We start from the raw sequence: 20,184 nt of genomic DNA, 5'->3' as shown, positions 1-20,184 counted from the left end.
GTCTGAAATATTCAAAATCGGATAAACAAGCTTTGAGAACCCAAAATCCAGCTCAGACGCAACAAACTCAGAAGGTTGAACCACAATAGTCTGTTCGGCTGATTCAGATAGCTCAACATTAAAACCTGTCAGCTCTGATACTCCCTGCACAGAAAATCCATCATCTTGAATAAGTCCAGGTGTATAAACCCAGAGCAATGAAATACCTTGTTCTATAATCTGCTCTATCTTCTCTTTAAGAACGTCAGAAAGATGAAAAGCATTCAAAAAGATCATCAATTTGTACGTGCCAGCATTAAATTGCTCATCAGCCAGTTCAGAAAGACTAAAGACATCATACGGAGCTCCAATACGTCCTAGCCCGTCCATTTGGCTACGCAATAAATTTGTATTCAACTCTGAATCGGCGGCAGCATAATACATAGCATTTGGATCGGCAAATACGACAATCTCAGACACAGATGACATCGATATCTCATTTAAATCTTTTGAAATGGTAACCATATTCGTTATTTGCTGCTGCATCTTAGGAGAATCAAACCAACCACCGAACATATCAAACCACCAGAAACCAGTTCTTCTTATCGTCGTCATACAAAAATCACGTCGCATTACGGAAATTGTCTCTGCCTCGGATTGAAACTTGCTATCATACCCGGGAATATATTTCCCTTCAATATGTTTCGGTGACTGATGAGTAATATGATCAAACTCAAGAAAATAGGCTTTTTTACGTTTGATCATGGAGTCAATCGTATTCATATAGGCGCTTACTCCTGTGTAGCCGCGATGGGCATAAGAAGAAGGTGCACTATAAAGATCTATATACTCCGAGTCAAATAGCTTTTCGTAAGCAAGATGTCCTTCGTGCAATAAGCGATCGGAAGCAAGCTCGAATAAATAACCAAAAAAACAACCTACCAGCTTTTTATGATTAGCGGCTTCTTTAGCTTTCTTAGCAAAATACAGTACGGTATCTGCAATAAGCTCATGGTGAAAACGCCAGTATTCAATAGCTTCCGCTTGCTTAACGGGATCACGGAACACGCCAAGGTCTGTCCTTGTTCTTTCTTCGGCATTTGGAATAAGACGATTGGCATCCCCCATATATTCCTGGTAAGCCTTTTCTTTCAACGGATGTGACTCACCATAATCTGCATAGCTAAACCATTCTGTCGTTCTGCCGCCCATTAAAAAATAGCTCAGCACAAGATTTGGATAGTTAAGCTCCGCATAAGCGATCAATGCTTCCAAATATAAACTCGTTGCATCTCTCCACTGCTTATCACCTGCAATTTGACTCAAATTAGAGATGGAATCAGGTGCGCCCTCATGCTGTTTTAACCACCACCCCCGCGTATCCAGATGAATCATTAAAAATAGTTTGGCATCTGGGGCATGTGTTTGGAATAATTGAATTTGCTGATCAAGTGCAGTAAAATCATATTCTCCCTCCCCCATCCAAGTTTCTCCGAAGGTAGAATAGGGGACGTCAAGTGAGCAATTCAAACCGCTAATAAGCAATGACATTACTCTTACTCCAGCTGCATAAAATGCTGCAATATTTTCCTCATTAGGTCGAAAGGAACGAAATGCAAAAGGATCATAAAGCTGATCATCTGCCGAAATCATCATTTTCCCATTATGTTCGATAAGTTGAACTTGCATATTGTGTACTCCTTTATTTTTTGAGGTTTTTCATAGAAGCCTCATTATGTTTAGGTACAAGCTGGGAGGTTAAACCACCATCTACAACTAATCTAGTTCCCGTAATATTCTTGGCAGACTTACTTGCCAAAAACATAACCGCTCCTGCTACATCTTCGTATAACGTTTCCTGATTTAAAGGAATATTAGACCTGCGTCTGCTTACTTCTTCTTCATCGAGATTATCCCAGCGTGTCGTTCGAACATAACCTGGAACAACACTATTTACACGAATACTATAGTCTGCCAAATCTAGCGCCATTGCTCTAGTTAAGGCGTCTACCCCGCCCTTGCTAGCTACATAGGGGCTCCTACTTCTTATAGCATGCGTTGAAGCTGTCGAGCCAATATTCACGATAACTCCGCCCCCTCGCTTGCTCATCATGCGGGCTGCCTGCTGTGAAGCAATAAACATACCATTTAAATTGACGTCTACTACCCTCTTCCAATCCTCATAGGAAGCTTCCATAAAATTAAAATCTACAGCTTGCAAACATGCATTGTTTACTAAAACATCTAATTCCCCCCACTTTTCTTCTACCATTTTAAAGAGCTGTTCAACCTCTATCGCATCTGCAACGTTAGCTTTTACTGCAAATACATGCTCCCCATACTTTTCGCTCAACTGCTCGTATAGTTGGTCTACCTGCTCTTTTTGTTCACCATTGATCACTACTCGAGCACCCGCATCCAGAAACGCAAGCGCCAATGCTAAGCCAGTATGCTGAGTCGAGCCTGTTACAACAACAACTTGATCTGTAAAATCCATAGGCTTCGTCCCCTTGTAATTAGAAGTAGGCTACTGTCCCTGGCGGGCGTATATTCGTTAAACTGCCATCATAATGCCGAAGACTAATCGGTTGAAACGGATGCTTCAATGCCTCTTCTTCATTCAGTGTAATGCCAAGCCCCGGTTTATCTGGAATATGCATATAGCCATCTTCAAAAATTAGGTTTTCATCGGTTAAATCTTTTCTCCAGGGAATATCATCATACATAATTTCTAAAATATAAAAATTAGGTACACAGGCGGCAAGCTGCAGTGTAGCAGCATTGGCAATCGGACCACTTGGATTATGTGGAGCAAAGGGCAAATGATACGCCTCTGCCATCGCTGCGATTTTTTTGCACTCCATAATACCGCCAGCATGGCTAACATCTGGCTGTACATAATCAACCGCACGTTTCTCTAACAAATCTCGAAAAGCATACTTCGTGTATAAGCGTTCGCCAGCTGCAATCGCTACATTCGATCGTTCTTTTACCTGAGCTAATCCTTCAATATAATCAGGTGCGATCGGCTCTTCAAAAAATAGAGGTTTGAATACTTCAATTTCTTTAGCAATTTGAATGGCTGTAGGAATATTAAAACGACCATGTCCCTCTATTAATAAATCCATATCAGTGCCAACGGCATCTCGTACCGCCCCAACACAATTTAAAGCGTGTGCAAGCTCCTCATTGCTAATCGTCAAATGCGCTTTACCAAAAGGGTCCCATTTGATGGCACGAATGCCTCTCTTTTTAGCTTCCATAGCTTTTTCAGCGAATTGCTCCGGTGTTTTAGCATTAGCAAACCAGCCATTAGCATATATTTTAACCTTATCTCTGCACTTCCCGCCTAACAGCCTGTATACTGGAACACCCAAGGCTTTGCCGTTAATGTCCCATAAGCATGCTTCAATCGCACTTAATGCCGACATAAAGGCAGGTCCTCCACGAAAATAGCTGTCCCTATACAGACAGGAGTAATGCTGCTCAATATTAAGCGGATTTTTTCCTATTAAGTACTTCCGTATATCTTCAATAGCACCCCATACGCCCTGCTCGTTATATTCTAGTGTGGCCTCTCCAACCCCAACAATTCCTTCATCCGTATAAACCTGAATGAATATCCAATTCGTACGATATGCAAATACCGTAAATGTTTTTATATCTATAATTTTCATTAGACACCTCATAAATGTAGTTCCAAGCCTCAAGAATTGAGACTTGGAATAATTGCACCCATTACATAGTTTGTTAGTACATGCCGATACTACTTATTTTTTTTGCTCTTGCAAATATATTTCAGTTGCTTCCTCAACCCAACGCTGGCCGCCTGCATCAAGGTAGCGCTGTTTAAAGGACGCGTATTCCTTATCTAAATCTCCTGTTGAAAGTGCAAGTGAAGCCAAAACTTCCAGCTCCATATCTGTAAGTATCGTACCTAGCTCCTTTTCAATCGCAGGCTGCGTATAAATCATATCGTCACTTATCGAGTTATCATTTCCAAGTTTAATCGCATCTTGCGTTACCTGATTAAGCATCTTATCTTCCATACCGCCAATCCGATAACTAATCGCATAGTAAGCAAATGCCCCTTCATTGCGATGCTGCGCAGCATCTTCATACGGAGAAATAAATGTTACTTTTCCATCTTTCATTTCGTAATGAGTTCCTTCAATGCCTAAGTAAGCTAATTGATCGCCCTCTTCGCTATTCAAAAAGTTAAGCAGTTTCATAGCTTCTTCTGGATGCTTGGATGCCGTGGTGATCGCATAGAACATATTATTATCACGAACCACGCGCAAGGGTCCGCCTTTACCTTCAGAACCACGAACGATTGGAAAAACCCACTCTGGTTTTGGCTCTGCATAGCGTGACATCCAGTTATTTGCTACTCCAACTGGTGCAAAATCATAAGATCCAGCTTGTCCATTCCATAAGCGTTCAAATGATTGCATTAATGGTATTGACGTGAAATCTGGATCTATCAAGCCTTCTTTATACAATTTATTAATAAACTTTACAGCATCCAAATAACCAGGCTGCAAAAGATGCGGCAGCAATTGACCATCTATCATTTGCGGTCTACCGTAAGTAACACCATAGGCAGTAAAAATATGATTTAGTGTATTCGGTGATTCTAGCGCTGCTCCAAGTCCCATCGTATCCGCTTTGCCAGATTGATTCGGATCATTTTTAACAAATGCTTTCAGCACTTCATAATACTCTTCAATAGTGGTTGGCGGCTGTTTGTCCACTGCGTCCAACCAATCCTTTCTCATCGCTAACATGGAGGGATAGCCATGTCCAGAAGGCAGAGCGTAAATATTCCCTTTTTGTGTAGCGCGCTTCTTCAAGTACTCCCCTTTGTTAGCCAGTATTTCTTTACCATATTCATTAAGCAGGTCATCTAAAGGAATAATTACGCCATTATTCACCAAATCCTCTAATTGATTTGAATGGAATGATATAATATCAGGTAATGTTTTCGATGCAATCATGACGTTTAGTTTATTTTGCAATTCTCCTTGATCCACTGTGATCGGAACCATTTTAACACCTGTTCTCTTATTAATCTCTTGCAGAACAGGGTTATCATCTGGGAAGTTAGTAGTACGATGATGCAGCACTTGAATCGTAACTGGATCTTTATTTTCGTTAACATTATTCTTACCATTATTTGTAGCTGGCGGAGCAGTCTCATTGCCTTTCGTTGGTTGGTTCGAGCTGCACGCCACTAGTACTACTGCAAGAACCAGTAAAATTGTTAGTACCTTGCTGAAAGAAGTTTTCATCCTTTTGACCCCCAATGAATGTTGTTTAATAACTTTCTACATACTGACCAAGCGTAAACGGCTGACTCCAACTTCTACTGTCCTATATTTGAACAAAAACGGGCTTACCCTTTCACCCCCCCAATCATAATTCCCTTAACGTAATATTTTTGAACAAAAGGATATATGAACAGCATTGGCAGTATCGAAATAACTACCGTTGCCATTTTCACCGATTCCTCCGTAACATTATGAATATTGCCAAAGCTGCCAGTGCCGCCTAGTTGCTGCAGTGAACTGGAGTTCAACATATTTCTCAGAAAAACCTGCAGCACTTGATTGTCTTGCGAGTTAATATAAAGTACTGCATCGAAATAAGAATTCCAATGATATACGGCATAAAATAAAGCAATCGCTGCAATAACAGGCTTGGATAAAGGCAGCATGATTAAAAACAAGGTTTTGAGCGGCGTAGCGCCATCGATATTAGCTGATTCCTCAATTTCTGGGGAAATCGCTTGAAAGAAATTTTTCATTATGAAAAAATTCCAAGCGCTAATCGCTCCAGGTATAATAAGTGCCCAAATCGAATCCAGCAGCCCTAACGATTGAACTAATAAATAAGAAGGAATCATTCCTCCTTGAAACAACATAGTGAAAAAGATAAACAAAGTGATCGCTCTTCTGCCAATAAATCTTTTCATAGATAACGGATAAGCAAGCAATGAAGTCATTAGAACATTAAGTGTTGTTCCAGCGACCAGTCGAATAATACTGTTTTTATAAGCATCAAAAACTCCGTTGCTGTCAAGCAGCAACTGAAAGGAAGTTAAAGAAAATCCTCTTGGGAAGAGCAAAATGCCTCCTCCCATTACTTGGTGTGGATCACTAAGTGAATACATTAACACATGCCAGAAGGGATATAGGGTGATGAGTGCTAGAATCATCATCACAATGACCAAGGCTGTTTGCCCCCATGGAAATTTCATAGCCTTCATTTAAAACAACCCACTTTCGGAATCAATCTTTTTCGCAATATAGTTAGCGATAAGTACAAGCGTGAGACCAACTAGCCCTTTGAATACTCCAGTAGCTGTTGCAAGTGCAAATTTTGCTTCATTAAAAGCCAATTTATACACGTATGTATCCAGAATTTCTGATACTTCGTATACTAGCGGTGAATAGAGCGCAAATACCTGCTCTAAGCCAGCATTTAATATCTGTCCTACTCTAAAAATAAATAGAATAACAATCGTAGTTCGCAACCCTGGAAGTGTAATATGCCAGATTTGACGCATTTTTTCAGCACCATCTACTTTAGCTGCTTCATATAGCTGCGGATTTATTGTAGTAATCGTAGCCATGTAAAGCACTGTGCCAAAACCAGCTTCCTTCCAAACATTTGATACAACGAGCACCCCTCTAAAATAATGCTTATTGTTCAGAAGATTAGGTATTGTTCCTTCATAGCCAAAAAAGGAAGCGATTTCACGAATAATACCAGTTGATGGGGATAAGATAGCAAACAAAATGCCGCCAATTATGATCCATGAAACAAAATGTGGTAAATAAATAGCTGTCTGTACAAAACGCTGAAACGCAACCTTACGTATTTCATTCAGTAAAACAGCTAATATAATCGGAACTGGAAAAGCAAATATTAGTTGGTAAAAAGAAATAACAATCGTATTGCGCAGTGCCCTAGTAAATCCATACGTATTAAATAACTGCTTAAAATTATCTAAGCCAACCCAATCACTTTCCATAAAACCGTTATAAATGGAATAATCCTTAAAGGAAATCAATATCCCGTACATAGGAATATAATCAAACACGATAAAATATAGGATGCCTGGTATCGCCATAAAATAAAGCAGCTTGTCTTTTCTCATCAGGCTAATATTCCGCCCCACTTTACTCCATATCATCTGCAAGTCCCTTTCTTCGTTGAATTTTCATAGTTTAAAGCGCCTTCATTCTTGAAATTAGATCTTCCTTAGCCTCCAGTACATGCTTCATCGTTACATTAGCCAGCCTCTCTTCATCTTGCTCTTTAAAGGCACAAATCATTTCACGATGATCCTCAATTACTTCCTCCATACGCGACTGACTAAATCCGAACTTACGCCGCAAACTATCGATTAGAGCCCAGTGACGATCAATAATTCTTGTAGCCTCCGGATTACGAGCGCTACTGTTAATTACCCTGTGAAAATTTTCATTATGCATAAGCTGAGCGGTTATATCCTGCTCACTAACTGCGGCTTCAAACTTACTCTCAATCTGTTCGAGCTGATTTATTCCTTCTATAGACATATGATGCAAGGCTCTTGTCGCTAACATAGCTTCAATACTTGCTCGTATATCGTACATATTGGAAATAAGCGACTCATCAATTTTACTAACGCGCGCTCCTCTCTGCGGCAACATAATTATCAGCGCCTCCCCCTGAAGTTGCTGTAATGCTTCTCGGATGGGCATCTGGCTAACGCCATACCGTTGTATTAAATCTGCAATGATCAGTCTTTCCCCTGGCTCAAACACACCATTCAAAATATCTTCTCGTAGCAGATTGCCAATCTTTGAATATAGCGTTTCATTTAGCTGTTCCTTCAATTCATTCACAGGGCTTTACCTCTTCCCATTCATTTCAATCATTAAGTCTTAAGTAAAATATATATTGTATACATTTTGATGTCAATGTATATTTTATATATTTTAATGTGAAAAAGCTCAAGTTCTATTCTTGAGCACCTAGTCTTTGGAAACTATTTAGTGATATGATATTCCTATTGAATCACGGGGAGTGAAATAAATTATGCCAGCTTCAACTGATACCGACCTTAATCTAACCACCTATTCTCGTGTATGCAAACAGCTGCGAGATGACATATTAAGCGGATTTTATGAATCTGGAGTACGATTAAGAATTAAACAACTAACAGACCGCTATCAAGTCAGTCAGATGCCTATTCGCGAGGCTTTGCAGCAATTACAAGGTGAAGGATTAATTATTTTAAATCCGCAAAAAGGGGCTAGTGTGCGGGAGATCGATGAGCAATTTGTAACGAATATGTATGATATTCGTATTGCAATTGAAACTATGCTTGTACGTAAGGGGATTTTGCATATTACAGAATTTCTGTGTGGGGAATTAGAGGAAATCGCTAATCATTACGAGGTATCTGCTCTGCAAGATGACTTCACAGCAGCTCTAAAATGGAATGAAATGCTGCACCGTAAAATTAATGATCTAGCTCAAAACCCAGAAGCTGTGCAAATTATTGATCGCCACTGGGGACTGATTGATAGCATGCGCCATCAATATGGCTTCAGCAATTTAAGAGTACACGAGATTATTGAGGAGCATAGACTTCTAGTAGCCGCTTTAAGAGCAAGAGACAGCGATGCAGCCGCTCAAATTGCATCTAACCATGTTACCAAAGCAAAAACTGATTTAATCAATCGAATGAAACAAGCGAAGCATGCTTCTCCTTAATATCGAAAGAGGTTAAGCCTATGACATCCTGAGAACAACCAAAAAAGGAAGGCCGACAGCCCCCCTTTTTTAGGAATTTCTAAAATCTATTTATTGTAAAATAATATATCGGTGTAGTAATAATAAGGGCCTGGCTGCTCCGTATTCGCTCCAGCTACAGGTAGCACGTATACTTGAAGCGGCTGATCATCCTTTTGTACAGTAATCTCCAGCTTGTGACTTCCTACTGGCAAGGTCAGCTCCACAAACTGCTGGCTATGTGCACGATGGTAGGCTGGCATAAACTCCTCAATATTCGGACTATTAATGACGGCAATGTCATTTAACTTTGCTGAAATAGGACGATCTGTCGCTGTAATAATGCGTACAACGCGTTCCTTATCATTATGAATCATCGTTGATGCGGAGTAGCTCCCTGCTTGCTTTACACTTACTGCTTTACTCCACTCAATCGCATTTCCACCTAAAACAACTGGTTTAGCAGTCTCATCCTCTGGTCCCTGCACCAGCCACTCCGCTGCAGCAACCAAGTAGATACTCTCTTTTATTTGCATCCAAGGCGATCGATCATGCTCCCTTGCAATAACAACCTGCAATTCATAGGATGGACTTGCTATGCTGGATGATTGTACATTAAACTCAAATACTGCCGATGATCCTGCAGCCAGCTTGAATGGCTTCGCCGCTGAACCTGACCAGTCGGAAGGTATCACTAGGCTCAACTCACCAATCCATTCTGTTAAAGAATGATTGGTAAGAGTCAATGTAAGCTGCTTGCTGGCATTGCGAGCAATAGCGGGTCCTTCTGCCCCATAATCAATGATCAGCTCTAATGCCGATGCTTTGGCAGTTGATCTAGGAAGTAAACGGCGATCCATTTTTACGTTACGATTCCATAGCTCGATAATTTCCTCGCTCGTCTCTGTGCTTGGCGATTGCAGCTTTGTTTCCAGCTCAGCATGTATGACTATATTTTTATTCCAGTATGCCAATACCTGCTTACCCATTTGAATTGTTCTGCTCGTCAGCTCATCCAAATCTTGAGGTGCCGGGAAACCATTGATAGGAGGACTAACTACAACGCGGTCGCCAACCGGAGATACCCATTTTTGCGGCAATTGCTCTGGTCCGAGCAGCATGCCAAGTATTGCTCCAAGTGTAGCTGCGGTACAATCTGTATCATAGCCGCAATTAACGGCCTTCAAAATAGCATCCTCGAAATTCTCGCCATACAACCAGCCTAAAATCGTGAAGGCAATATTTTGTGGTGCATCAGTAAAATTGTCATTGCCATGGTATTCAAGAATAAGCTCGCGTGCTTCTATCCAGTTCTTACCCTCTTTATGCCACCTAAACAAATCACGCAATGCCTTTGCAGTGCGGCTTTCTGCTGGAATATAAGCCATGCCGATTGCAATCAGCTTATCGCGATCCTTTTCCATAAAAATTGCGCTTTCAATAGCAGCGAAGAACATTTCTCCATATACGCCTTCTCCGCCCGCATGGTCTACAATCGCATCCTCATAGGCATATTTTACAGCAATATCCGGTGCCCCTGGCGCTGCCATCGCCCATATTTCAGAACGAATCGGCGATCCCATACAGTTTGTAAATGGATTGTTGAACGACCCGCATAATGGAGCAACTAAGCCTCTTCTGAGATTAGTTAATGCATAGCCATATTCATCAAATGGGAAGAAAATGTGGTCAAGCCACTCCTGGCCCAGCTCTCTAGCCGTTAATCCAGGTCCGTATTGCTCTAAGGCATGCAGCCATACAAGCTGCAAGTCAAGATCATCATTTTCCAGCGGACCTTCCGGCAGCACAGGATAGAAATCCAGATCCAGCAATTCTTTCTTTCCTTCTACAGGAGCGCCAAGCGTTCCACCTATATTTTTTCCTAACCAGCCACCATAAACGATACGATAATATTCCTTTTCATTCAAAATAGCGATGCTCATTGTTACCCTCCTACTATTTGGTATAATGAAATTTGTAATTGCTTTCATTGTAGGATTGACACCTGCCAAACGCCATAGACGGYATTGAGATATTATAGGTAAAAAACACGGAGGAATCTATGTACTATTCACTTTCCAGACTCGCTGCGCTAGATATTAAATGGGCTGACTTATTTGACGCCAGCTCGCCTAATTTTTCTTGGAATCATTATAATCCCTACTATCAGCTCATTATTGTTGCCGAAGGACAGGTGCGCATTCAGACCGATCAGGGGCGCTTTGAAGTGCAAACGGGCGAAGCTTTACTTCTGATGCCGTGGGAGCAGCATACTAGCTGGCCTAGCCAAGCAGATCAAGGAAAGTTTTTTTGGACGCAATTTTCCTGTTTGCCAGAGATCAATTTATTTGATGTCAATAAATCGTCTGATACCATTATTATGCATACGGAAAAGACCGAGTTGCGCACAACAACAACAACCGGTCATGAGGATCTTCTCGTTATTCCTAAGCTTCATCTATCAAAGCAACGCTTTCATTTATTAAGCCTCATGGAGGAGTTGGTTGCTGTCTCTCAGAATCCAAAGGGGTATTTTCGCTTTCGTCAAACACTGCTGCTCGGACAAATTTTCCAGCTTATAGCCAATGATTTTCTTGATGAGAAGCAGCAAGATGCAGCCTTTCCAACCTCCTATTTCACCTATCGCAAGCTTGTCAGCTTCTTGAACAATCAGTATGAACATAAAATCGGAAAAGATATGCTTGAGCAATTAGTCGATCGCAATTACGATTACCTATCTCAAATATTCAAAAAATATGCTGGCATAACGATAACAAACTATGTTAACCAGCTGCGAATTCAACGCGCGAAACATCTGCTGCTAACTACTGATAAAAGCATCAGCACTATTGCACAGGAAATCGGATTTGAGGATGCTTTCTACTTCAGCCGCATTTTTAAACGCGAAGCAGCATTATCCCCTCAGCATTATCGCGATCAACGCCACGGGGACAATAATGCGTCTACCTAAATCTAATGAGACGGCTCTGCCCCAAATCTCAGGTGCTAATAATGTACGTTTACATTGCACTGCTTAATTTTTTGTCTTGGGAAGCATGTAATTTTACCATCGCCAAACGTGCAATTGGCTAAATGACTAAACTCTCAGCGATCAGTACAATTAAGAAATTTCTAGGCCAGTTCGTTAAGAAGCTGCTAAACATATCAGAATGAAAACCATTTCCTACAATATCACCAATAAGCGTCATACAGACTGACATTCCTATTACAGTAAATAAGATGCGAAATAAAATTTTAGCATTAAAGCTATCCGTTGATTCTGTAAATTTTACAACCAATTTTTCTGCAATACGTCCAACAAGAACTGGTTCAAGAATCATAGCAATAATCCACATGATCGGAAACGTCTTAAGAATCGATAAGGCAACGTCTTCATTGAATTCTCCAACAGCTAGAATGACATTAAACGATGTCATAAACAGAGCTGTCAGTGTAACAATAATTGCGCCTTACAAAGCGCCCTCTTTCCCGTTTCTCGGTAATCTTGTCTCTTGATTCATTTTTTTCTTCCTTTCAAAATCGTATAGCGGAACGCGCTACCATCAATCGTGTTACCTTCTATCTCCATTACCGTGATATTCCGGAAATGCTGGAGAAGTTGGCCGATGACATGATTAATGAAATTCATACTATCGTGAATGGTATTCAAAGTAAGTCTCATTCCTTAGATATGGATTTGTCCATATTGGTTAAAATGCTTGAGCATATCGCGGAAAATTCAAAATTTTACAAGGTACTGCTCGCTTCGCAACGGATACCGGTTTTCACCGATCGGCTTACGCAGCTAATCGTAGATATTATTACTCACAGAAGAGAGCACCAAGACGTTTCCCCAACTACTTCGGCTGTGATTGTTCCGAAAGATATTGCAACCTGGTACGGTTCCTCCGCCTTTATTGGTACCATTGTCTGCTGGCTTCGTAACGACATGCCCTACACACCACAGTATCTTGCCAAGCAGCTTTCTCTACTATTCCGATTACATCAAAATCCGAACCAGCTCATAGACTCGGAATGATATTTGTTAAAATGGGAACGACAAAAAAACTGATCGAGTTGGCTTAATCCCCATAACGGTCAGTTTTTATTCATGTTCTGGTTTCACACATCTCCTCTTACACAACAACAAACTCAGCTAGCAGCTTCTCATACAGATCGGAAGCCTCAGGAGACGGCTTCATACCAATTTCTTTTTGCAGAGTCTCCGCATACCTCAAGTATTCCCGAGTCATGGCCTCTTTGTTCTCCTGAAGAGCCAATGCTTTCATAAGCAGTATAAAGGATTGCTCGTCCATTTCATTTTTGGACATAAGCTTCGATAATAGCCTGATCGCAGAATTCGTTTCACCTTTATGCAGCAAGGCGACGCAGATTCGTTGGGTCAAAGTCGTATACATCAAAGAGAATCGTTCAGCCTCGTTCCATGCCCAAACAAAAACCCGATCTCCGAATAAATCGCCCTCATATAGCTGTTCCAGCTTTAAAGCATGTTCCAAATTGGACTCGTCCACGAAAGACAGCTTGCTGCAGCCCTCTTCGAATTCAAAAAGATCGACCTTTACCTCGTTTAGACTCAGTGCGTAATTGTTGTTGTCGGAATACAAATGCTCCTTCAAGCCGAAGGTATCCAAAATTTTACGAAGCTGATAGGCAGTCGTATTCAAATAGGTTTCCGCATTCTTTTGTGGCATGTGACCAAACATATCCTCAATTAGACGCGCGCGAGAGACAAGTCTCCCTTTATGAAGGAGTAAATAGCCAAAAAGCTCTATACTTTTACTCGTTTTCCATTTCGCTCTTGTCCCCAGTGAACTCTGTATATCCGTACTGCCTAAGCAACTAAATCTGATTTCCTGGGGCTTAGGTGAACCTTCCACCTCGGAACGCCTTTCCGCAAGCACCCTTAGAACCGTCTTATGCAGCCTCTCCTGGACAACGGGTTTCACAATATAATCAAAAGCATGTACATCAAAAGCAAATAAAGCATACTCCTTGTGAGAGGTAATAAACACAATTTTTGTGTCTCTGCCGCTTTCCCGCAACCGTTCCGCAAATTCTAGACCATTTTCCCTGGGCATATTAATATCTACAAAAATCAAATCTACCTTATGGTCCATTAAATAAGTAAATGCAGATGCCGTCTCATGGAAGACGCCAACAATTTCGATATCCATCAGCTTGGCCAACATTCGTTTCATAATAAGATGCATCGCTTTTTCATCGTCAATAATAATTATTTTCATCGTTCTCCCCTTCTCACCGGCTTAAAGGTTTGGATAGAGCAACTGTGGGGATAGAAAAATAAAATGTACTTCCTTGCATAGGTGTACTGTCAAACCAAATTTCTCCGCCATTTAAACGGACGAACTCCTTACATAACGTAAGTCCTAAGCCAACACCACGCTCTCCGGCTGTTCCCGTTGAAGAGATAGGGTAAGCTTCCTGAAGTAGAGTAGCGGCTTGATAGGAAGAAATCCCTTCACCTGTGTCACTCACTGAAACAATGATTTTGTCATCTCTGTGATCTGCCTGCAAACGGATGCTCCCTCCGGAGTCGGTAAACTTAATGGCATTGGAAAGCAGGTTTCGAATGATCAAATCCAGCATTTCTTTATCTGCATAAACGAACGTTTCCCTTGGAATGTCGGATACAATCCGGATCTGTTTGTTCTCGATGCGTACCATCAGCAGCCGCAAGCTGGTCTGAACCGCGTGAGCCAGATCTCTTTCTACAGGATTAAAAATCATGCCTCCCTTTTGACTGCGGAACCAATCCAGCAAGCTTTCTACCAATATAAACGTGTTCTGGATTTGTTGGCCCATTTCACCGACGATTTCTTCATGATCTTCTTTTGAAGCCAGCATTTCCTCTTCTAATAACTCCATTAAATTAACAAGGACGGCCAACGGCTCGCGAATATCATGAGCAACAACGTTAAACATTTTATCCTTAAACGTATTCAACTCACTCAGCTGCCGAGCATTATCCAGCAGCCTTTCTTCGGAGTGCACCCTCTCCGTTACATTGTTTAGCAGAAACATTTTTCCAGCTGGTTTTTGCCTATGATCACGAATAAATGAAAGATAGACATTATAATATTGCACATCTGATGGCCCTAAAATGGGAACCTTGCTTTCCATAATAGAGCCTTTCATTATTTTATTAAGCAGCACAGGATACTGTTGGAATACTTGTGCAGCAGACTGCCCGATCCAGTTAGGATTAATCCCTTGAATAACGCGTTTGGCTGAATCATTAAAGCTGATTAATGTATCGTCAAGATCAAATACAATAACTGCATCCTCCATCGATGCAAATACCTTTTGAAGCGCTAATGGGGCCAGTCTTAACATATTAAACTGATAGATTCCCCACATATAGAAGATACCGGAGAAAATAAAACCAAAGGGAGAAATATCGATAGGATTATGAAGAACGCCGCTTAAATAGACCAACGTAAATCCGTAGGGTCCACAAGATCCAATAATCATAAAAGCGATTTGTTTTTTCATGCGGGTTGTCGCCTGGAGGAACATCCGGATCATCAGTCCCATCCCTACAACGCAAAAACTATAGGAGTAAATGACATGAAGTTTGTATAAAGGTCCCTTTTCCAAAGTAGCCGACAGAAAACCTCCCGAATCATTAAGTGTTATACTTTTGTAAAACAAATGATGCCACTCATTGGTCTGATGCGATAAGAAGGTAATCATAGGAACAATCATAAGCACTGCTATGAGCCGCTTGCGGACGAGGGCCTGCCGCCCAGTATACTGCAGCACCATAACAAACCATAAAACCGTGCCGAAAGGGATCCCAAAATATTCAATCCGAAGCCAGAAACGAATCTGCTCCAGTGAATCACTTACAATTTCAAAAGCATATCCAAATGTATAGAAAGCACCGGCCAGCATGCCTAGCCCATAGCTAACTGCAATAGGAAGCTCTCTTCTTTTCCAACAGAGATACACTATGACCAATGAGCAGCAGGTGGCTGCCATCAGCAATACTGATAAATACGAATTATTGCCCATATATTCCAGCCCTCGCGCAGATAATATTCTCTCTTTCTGTGACTTCTATGTTATCAGAATTTTCCACATCCTGCTTATTTTTCTACTTATTTCGACATTTTTTTATGCTGCCTAGCATATCTCACTTCAATGACAGCAAAATGACAAACTCCAACGAAAAAAGAGCCCCTGTTATGAAATAGGGACCCTACTTTATTATCGTATTTTAAGAACATACATCCTATCATTAGGCAATAGGCTCGAATAGATTCAAACCCGTCAGCAGTGCAGGAGAGGTACGATTTTAATCGCTATTCTCTATTCCCAACAGATCATGATCCCCCATATCCACAGTTCTCCAGTAGACGTCAAGAAGAACTATTCCGCTTACTTATGAAGTCTTTGTAAGTCGCAATTTTGTCTCCCAGCATCTTCTCTGTAGTTGTTAAGTTAATGATTTGATTCTGAACGGAGTTTCTATGATCTTCGAGAAGACGTAAGCGAGCATGCGTGGTATGCTCTCCTTCTATATATAACTGGGCATATTCTCTGATTTGTGAGATCGGCATTTGGGTTTGTTTCAACCTCATCACAAATCGTAGCCAGGCAAGATCGGAGTCATCATATGCTCTTACTCCATTCACATTGCGTGACGGAGCAGTGATTCCTTCCTTTTCATAATATCTCAGTGTATGTGTGCTTATCCCCAATAACTTGGCTACCTCGCTAATCGTGTACATATAAACCCCCGAATCTATTTTTTTATTTTAAGAGTCTCCGATGATTATAAATAACATTTGACTTAGAGTAAACTCTAAGCAGTATAATCAAATCGCAGTGGGTTCTTCATACATTTTCATAAAAAATAGGAGGAAATCACATGAAATATACTGTAATTACCGGCGCCAGTTCAGGAATAGGTTATGAAGCAGCTCTGGCTTTTGCGTCTCGCGGAAAAAGCTTAATCCTTGCAGCACGCAGAAAGGAGCAGCTGGAGGGATTACAGTCTGAAATTGCTCGTATCCATCCTGATGTAGATGTTGTCATTCGAACGACTGACTTATCCGTTTTCGAGAATTCTTATAAGCTTTATGAAAGCCTGCAAGGGTTCCAAATCGAAACCTGGATCAACAATGCGGGATTGGGCAACTTTGCTTCAGTGGCCAAGCAAGATTTAAATAAGATATCTACAATGCTGAATCTGAACATTGAAGCGTTAACTATACTATCCTCTCTATTCGTTCGTGACTATACCAATGTTGAAGGAACACAATTAATCAACATTTCATCCGGTGGCGGCTATACGATTGTTGGAAATGCCATTACGTACTGCGCAACCAAATTTTATGTAAGTGCCTTTACTGAAGGACTTTCTCATGAGTTGAAAAGTCAAGGCGCACTTATGCAGGCTAAAGTGTTGGCACCTGCCGCAACAGAAACAGAATTCGCGAAGCGTGCTTTCGATATCAAAGATTTTGAATATCACGGCTCTGTTCCGAGGTTCCATACCGCCAAAGAAATGGCTGGATTTATGCTTGACCTATATGACAGCAATCACGTTGTGGGGATTGTGGATGGTTTGACGTATGAGTTTGAATTGAGAGATACCATTTTTAATTATGTGAAGAGTACGCGATAGCTCACGGAGCGTTATTACATTTCGCCTTCTATGTGGATAATGTAGATGAAATATATCAAAAAGAACGCTATCATTCACAATCCCAATGGGGAAATAGTCCACTCATAAAAATACGGTAGGTACTGTTWAACAGTACCTACCGTATGGGTGATAAGTGTTTACTACTCTACGTCTAGTGAATGACCTAGACTTGCGTTCAACATACGTAGAATCATGACTAACGATTCCGATCTCGTAGCATTCGCATTCGGTTTGAATGAACCATCCGGTGGAAAGTCAACAAAAAAAGAGCCTCTCTTGTGAAGGGCTCCTAAGCTAATCTGTGTTTTCACTCCAGCTCCGACATCAGTTCATGATTCAAAAAAATCACTCCTTTGCCGTCATATCAACACAGATGTACTTTTCTTAATAGATTCTTAATGTATGTTATAAAGTATGTATTTCTCTATTCATTATTGTTATGATTTGATCGTGAGCAAGATGGGCTTCATGCCACTTACGAAGGAGGAATGATTCACCATCAATCAGATCTTAATTGTAGATGATGAGCCTGAAATTCGGCAGTTAATTCGAATGCATTTAGAACAAGCACAACTAAAGGTCATTGAATCCAGTTCAGGACGACAAGCTATTCAATGCCTACAGGAACATGCTATAGAATTATTGATACTGGACCTCATGATGGATGATGGCAACGGATTTGAGGTGCTGCACTATTTACGAGAAGCAGATGCTGGGCCATTAGTTATTGCCCTTAGTGCAAGACGGGAAGTGCAGGACAAAATTTTGACGCTTGGATTAGGTGCAGATGATTACGTCACTAAGCCTTTTAGCCCAGTGGAATTGGTTGCTCGCGTGCAAGCACAGTTAAGAAGACATCGTCCTCATTCTTCTTATCCTGCTAAGGTTCTTCGTTTAAATAAGTTTGTGCTGGATATCGACAATTATGTTTTGCGAAATGATGGTAAGTCATTTTCTGTAACCCCGGTAGAATGTAGACTTTTAGAATTTTTTATGCAAAATCCAGACCGTGTTTTAACCAAAAGAGAAATTTACAAACAGGTGTGGAATCATGAAAACTTTGATGATAATAATTTAAGTGTTTATATAAGTAAACTTCGAAGCATTCTTGAATCCACGGGGGACTCCCCCCATCACCTTCATAGCATACGTGGAATCGGATACAGGTTCTCTGGAGATGGACAATGAAAAATCGAACAAAGCTTTGGCTAATTATGCTCATTAGTGCAATCATCAGTTTTATTCTGTTTATTTCACTTACCATCGTTATAGGTAATATAGGAAATCAGGGATATGATCTAAAAAGCCTAAACGCCCTCTCACAAAAAACTCTTAATACGATTGAAAAGCATCAAGCTTTTCATGTCGCAGACATAACGCCATTACTGGATGATGCTCATAGAAATCATCCTGATATTCGTTTTGAATGGATTTCAGCAGATGGATTGACAATTTATGATACCTTCGGGGAAAATAACAGCTATGATTTTAGGCAACTTGCAGATCGTATGCTTTATATGCCTGAAAACCTATGGGGGGTAGATGAGCCGGTTACACTTACTTTTTCCATTAGCCAAGCGGATCAGCCCTATTATTTGCTGATGAGTTTTTCTAGTGACGCCATGAAACAAGGCCAAATATATTTTTTCATGCGCACCTTTAAAGTCATGTCTATTTTTATGTTACCGTTAATTGTTGCTTTCTTAATTCCATATTTGTTATCTCTATGGTTTTTCTCTTCTATGAACAGGCGCATCAATAAGCTCAATAACGCCATAGGACAGCTTAACCTCCAAAGTGAAATTACTGTACTAGAGGATACGAAAAAGGATGAAATTGGCAACCTCACTGTGCATTATAACGCCATGGCTCGCCGTATTCAAAATCAAGCCGAACAAATCAAGCAATTTGACAACAGACGCAGGCTGCTGCTGTCTAATCTTTCCCATGATCTACGCACACCGCTAACTATGATTTTAGGCTACGCAGAGACGATTCGCGCTGGATTGTATAAGGATGAGAAGGAACTGCAAGCTAGTGCCAAGGTTTTACTGCAGCGCTCTCGTTATATGGATAAGCTTTTAGATCAATTGTTAGATATTACTCGGCAGGATGAGGGGAATTTAGATTTTTATGTCTCAGAGCATAATGTATCTGAAATGTTGCGAAAAACTGCTGCAGACTACCTGATGTTTTTAGAGGGGCAAAACTTCACTGTTGAAGTAAATATTCCAGACGAGGATATTGAAGCATGGATTGATGACTCCCTAATCGAACGTGCACTGCGAAACTTGTTGGACAACGCGATCCGTCACGGATCAGAAGGCCATTATATTGAGATCGGGCTTTCGAAAAATGAGGAGGCCATATTCATGACGGTTATCGATAAAGGACGCGGCATTCCTTCAGAGGATCAAGAGCATGTTTTCGAGCGGTTCTACCGTGTCGATGGCAGCAGAAAAGGCGAAGGACTCGGCATTGGACTGTCCATTGTCAAAGAAATCATTGCCGTCCATGCCGGATCAATTACCTTAAAGAGTGTCCCTTTTGAAAAGACGGTGTTCGAGATCCAGCTCCCAATCCGTCAGCGTTAACCAGAGTTATTGTTATACCCTGTATAGTAGCTCTCGACTTACTTAGATTACAATTTATCAGCTGAAATCAAGCAGAAACGGCTGCCTCTCCTTAACAAGAGAGTGCAGCCGTTAAAACCTCTTCTTGTG

18 protein-coding genes and 2 pseudogenes are annotated in these 20,184 nt (G+C 41.0%); 8 read left to right on the top strand and 12 right to left on the bottom strand.

What is annotated here, in order from left to right; genetic code table 11:
• From AC1DWN_RS03145 to AC1DWN_RS03115, 7 genes are all read right to left on the bottom strand, one after another.
• Positions 1 to 1,668 (bottom strand): hypothetical protein (locus AC1DWN_RS03145; RefSeq protein WP_477557484.1); only part of this gene is annotated, 1,668 nt, incomplete at its 3' end.
• A gap of 13 nt (positions 1,669 to 1,681) precedes the next feature.
• Positions 1,682 to 2,476 carry an SDR family NAD(P)-dependent oxidoreductase gene (locus AC1DWN_RS03140; protein ID WP_477557483.1) on the bottom strand — a complete coding sequence of 265 codons (795 nt, stop codon included), beginning with the start codon at positions 2,474 to 2,476 and terminating at the stop codon, positions 1,682 to 1,684.
• A gap of 19 nt (positions 2,477 to 2,495) precedes the next feature.
• Positions 2,496 to 3,656 (bottom strand): galactonate dehydratase, encoded by a 1,161-nt coding sequence (gene dgoD / locus AC1DWN_RS03135; protein ID WP_477557482.1) that lies wholly within the window; start codon positions 3,654 to 3,656, stop codon positions 2,496 to 2,498.
• A gap of 93 nt (positions 3,657 to 3,749) precedes the next feature.
• Positions 3,750 to 5,270: an extracellular solute-binding protein gene (locus AC1DWN_RS03130; protein WP_477557481.1), complete on the bottom strand. Its 1,521-nt coding sequence runs from the start codon at positions 5,268 to 5,270 to the stop codon at positions 3,750 to 3,752.
• 104 nt (positions 5,271 to 5,374) lie between these two features.
• Positions 5,375 to 6,247, bottom strand: coding sequence for a carbohydrate ABC transporter permease (locus tag AC1DWN_RS03125; RefSeq protein ID WP_477557480.1), 873 nt, complete (start codon positions 6,245 to 6,247; stop codon positions 5,375 to 5,377).
• The gene (locus AC1DWN_RS03120) at positions 6,248 to 7,177 is read right to left on the bottom strand and encodes an ABC transporter permease (RefSeq protein ID WP_477557479.1); all 930 of its coding nucleotides are present in this window, start codon (positions 7,175 to 7,177) and stop codon (positions 6,248 to 6,250) included.
• A 34-nt stretch (positions 7,178 to 7,211) separates the two neighbouring features.
• The gene (locus tag AC1DWN_RS03115) at positions 7,212 to 7,874 is read right to left on the bottom strand and encodes a GntR family transcriptional regulator (protein WP_477557478.1); all 663 of its coding nucleotides are present in this window, start codon (positions 7,872 to 7,874) and stop codon (positions 7,212 to 7,214) included.
• 193 nt (positions 7,875 to 8,067) lie between these two features.
• On the opposite strand from AC1DWN_RS03115, the gene AC1DWN_RS03110 reads away from it, so the two are divergent.
• A complete protein-coding gene (locus tag AC1DWN_RS03110) occupies positions 8,068 to 8,748 on the top strand; it encodes a GntR family transcriptional regulator (protein WP_477557477.1) in 681 nt (226 codons plus the stop codon).
• 86 nt (positions 8,749 to 8,834) lie between these two features.
• Here AC1DWN_RS03110 and AC1DWN_RS03105 read toward each other — a convergent pair whose 3' ends face one another.
• Complete coding sequence (locus AC1DWN_RS03105; RefSeq protein WP_477557476.1) at positions 8,835 to 10,709, bottom strand: ADP-ribosylglycohydrolase family protein; 1,875 nt, start codon at positions 10,707 to 10,709, stop codon at positions 8,835 to 8,837.
• A 119-nt stretch (positions 10,710 to 10,828) separates the two neighbouring features.
• On the opposite strand from AC1DWN_RS03105, the gene AC1DWN_RS03100 reads away from it, so the two are divergent.
• Positions 10,829 to 11,737 (top strand): AraC family transcriptional regulator, encoded by a 909-nt coding sequence (locus AC1DWN_RS03100; RefSeq protein WP_477557475.1) that lies wholly within the window; start codon positions 10,829 to 10,831, stop codon positions 11,735 to 11,737.
• Positions 11,738 to 11,855: 118 nt separating this feature from the next.
• Here the strand turns inward: AC1DWN_RS03100 and AC1DWN_RS03095 are convergent, their stop codons facing one another.
• Positions 11,856 to 12,203: a DUF2798 domain-containing protein gene (locus tag AC1DWN_RS03095; RefSeq protein WP_477557474.1), complete on the bottom strand. Its 348-nt coding sequence runs from the start codon at positions 12,201 to 12,203 to the stop codon at positions 11,856 to 11,858.
• A gap of 26 nt (positions 12,204 to 12,229) precedes the next feature.
• Between AC1DWN_RS03095 and AC1DWN_RS03090 the strand changes: the two genes are divergently transcribed.
• The gene (locus AC1DWN_RS03090) at positions 12,230 to 12,805 is read left to right on the top strand and encodes a TetR-like C-terminal domain-containing protein (RefSeq protein WP_477557473.1); all 576 of its coding nucleotides are present in this window, start codon (positions 12,230 to 12,232) and stop codon (positions 12,803 to 12,805) included.
• A 97-nt stretch (positions 12,806 to 12,902) separates the two neighbouring features.
• Here AC1DWN_RS03090 and AC1DWN_RS03085 read toward each other — a convergent pair whose 3' ends face one another.
• The 3 genes from AC1DWN_RS03085 to AC1DWN_RS03075 form a co-directional block, all read right to left on the bottom strand.
• On the bottom strand, positions 12,903 to 14,030 hold the full coding sequence (locus AC1DWN_RS03085; RefSeq protein ID WP_477557472.1) for a response regulator: 1,128 nt from the start codon (positions 14,028 to 14,030) through the stop codon (positions 12,903 to 12,905).
• Between the two features lie 13 nt (positions 14,031 to 14,043).
• Positions 14,044 to 15,822 carry a sensor histidine kinase gene (locus AC1DWN_RS03080; protein ID WP_477557471.1) on the bottom strand — a complete coding sequence of 593 codons (1,779 nt, stop codon included), beginning with the start codon at positions 15,820 to 15,822 and terminating at the stop codon, positions 14,044 to 14,046.
• A gap of 347 nt (positions 15,823 to 16,169) precedes the next feature.
• Complete coding sequence (locus tag AC1DWN_RS03075; RefSeq protein WP_477557470.1) at positions 16,170 to 16,541, bottom strand: MerR family transcriptional regulator; 372 nt, start codon at positions 16,539 to 16,541, stop codon at positions 16,170 to 16,172.
• A 140-nt stretch (positions 16,542 to 16,681) separates the two neighbouring features.
• Here AC1DWN_RS03075 and AC1DWN_RS03070 point away from each other — a divergent pair, with 140 nt between their 5' ends.
• The 5 genes and pseudogenes from AC1DWN_RS03070 to AC1DWN_RS03050 all read left to right on the top strand — a co-directional run bounded on the left by AC1DWN_RS03070 (position 16,682) and on the right by AC1DWN_RS03050 (position 20,055).
• On the top strand, positions 16,682 to 17,440 hold the full coding sequence (locus AC1DWN_RS03070; RefSeq protein ID WP_477557469.1) for an SDR family NAD(P)-dependent oxidoreductase: 759 nt from the start codon (positions 16,682 to 16,684) through the stop codon (positions 17,438 to 17,440).
• Between the two features lie 573 nt (positions 17,441 to 18,013).
• Positions 18,014 to 18,241: pseudogene (locus AC1DWN_RS03065) on the top strand (response regulator); the annotation flags it as partial.
• A pseudogene (locus AC1DWN_RS03060) lies at positions 18,218 to 18,323 on the top strand (DNA-binding response regulator); the annotation flags it as partial. The pseudogenes AC1DWN_RS03065 and AC1DWN_RS03060, both read left to right, overlap by 24 nt.
• Positions 18,296 to 18,649 (top strand): winged helix-turn-helix domain-containing protein, encoded by a 354-nt coding sequence (locus tag AC1DWN_RS03055; RefSeq protein ID WP_477557485.1) that lies wholly within the window; start codon positions 18,296 to 18,298, stop codon positions 18,647 to 18,649. The pseudogene AC1DWN_RS03060 and the gene AC1DWN_RS03055, both read left to right, overlap by 28 nt.
• Positions 18,646 to 20,055: a HAMP domain-containing sensor histidine kinase gene (locus AC1DWN_RS03050; RefSeq protein ID WP_477557468.1), complete on the top strand. Its 1,410-nt coding sequence runs from the start codon at positions 18,646 to 18,648 to the stop codon at positions 20,053 to 20,055. Before AC1DWN_RS03055 ends, AC1DWN_RS03050 begins: the two co-directional genes overlap by 4 nt.
• The last annotated feature ends 129 nt before the right edge of the window (positions 20,056 to 20,184 follow it).

It is taken from the genome of Paenibacillus sp. P4_A7 (assembly GCF_056402455.1).
This window is presented reverse-complemented; position numbering and strand designations above follow the sequence as displayed.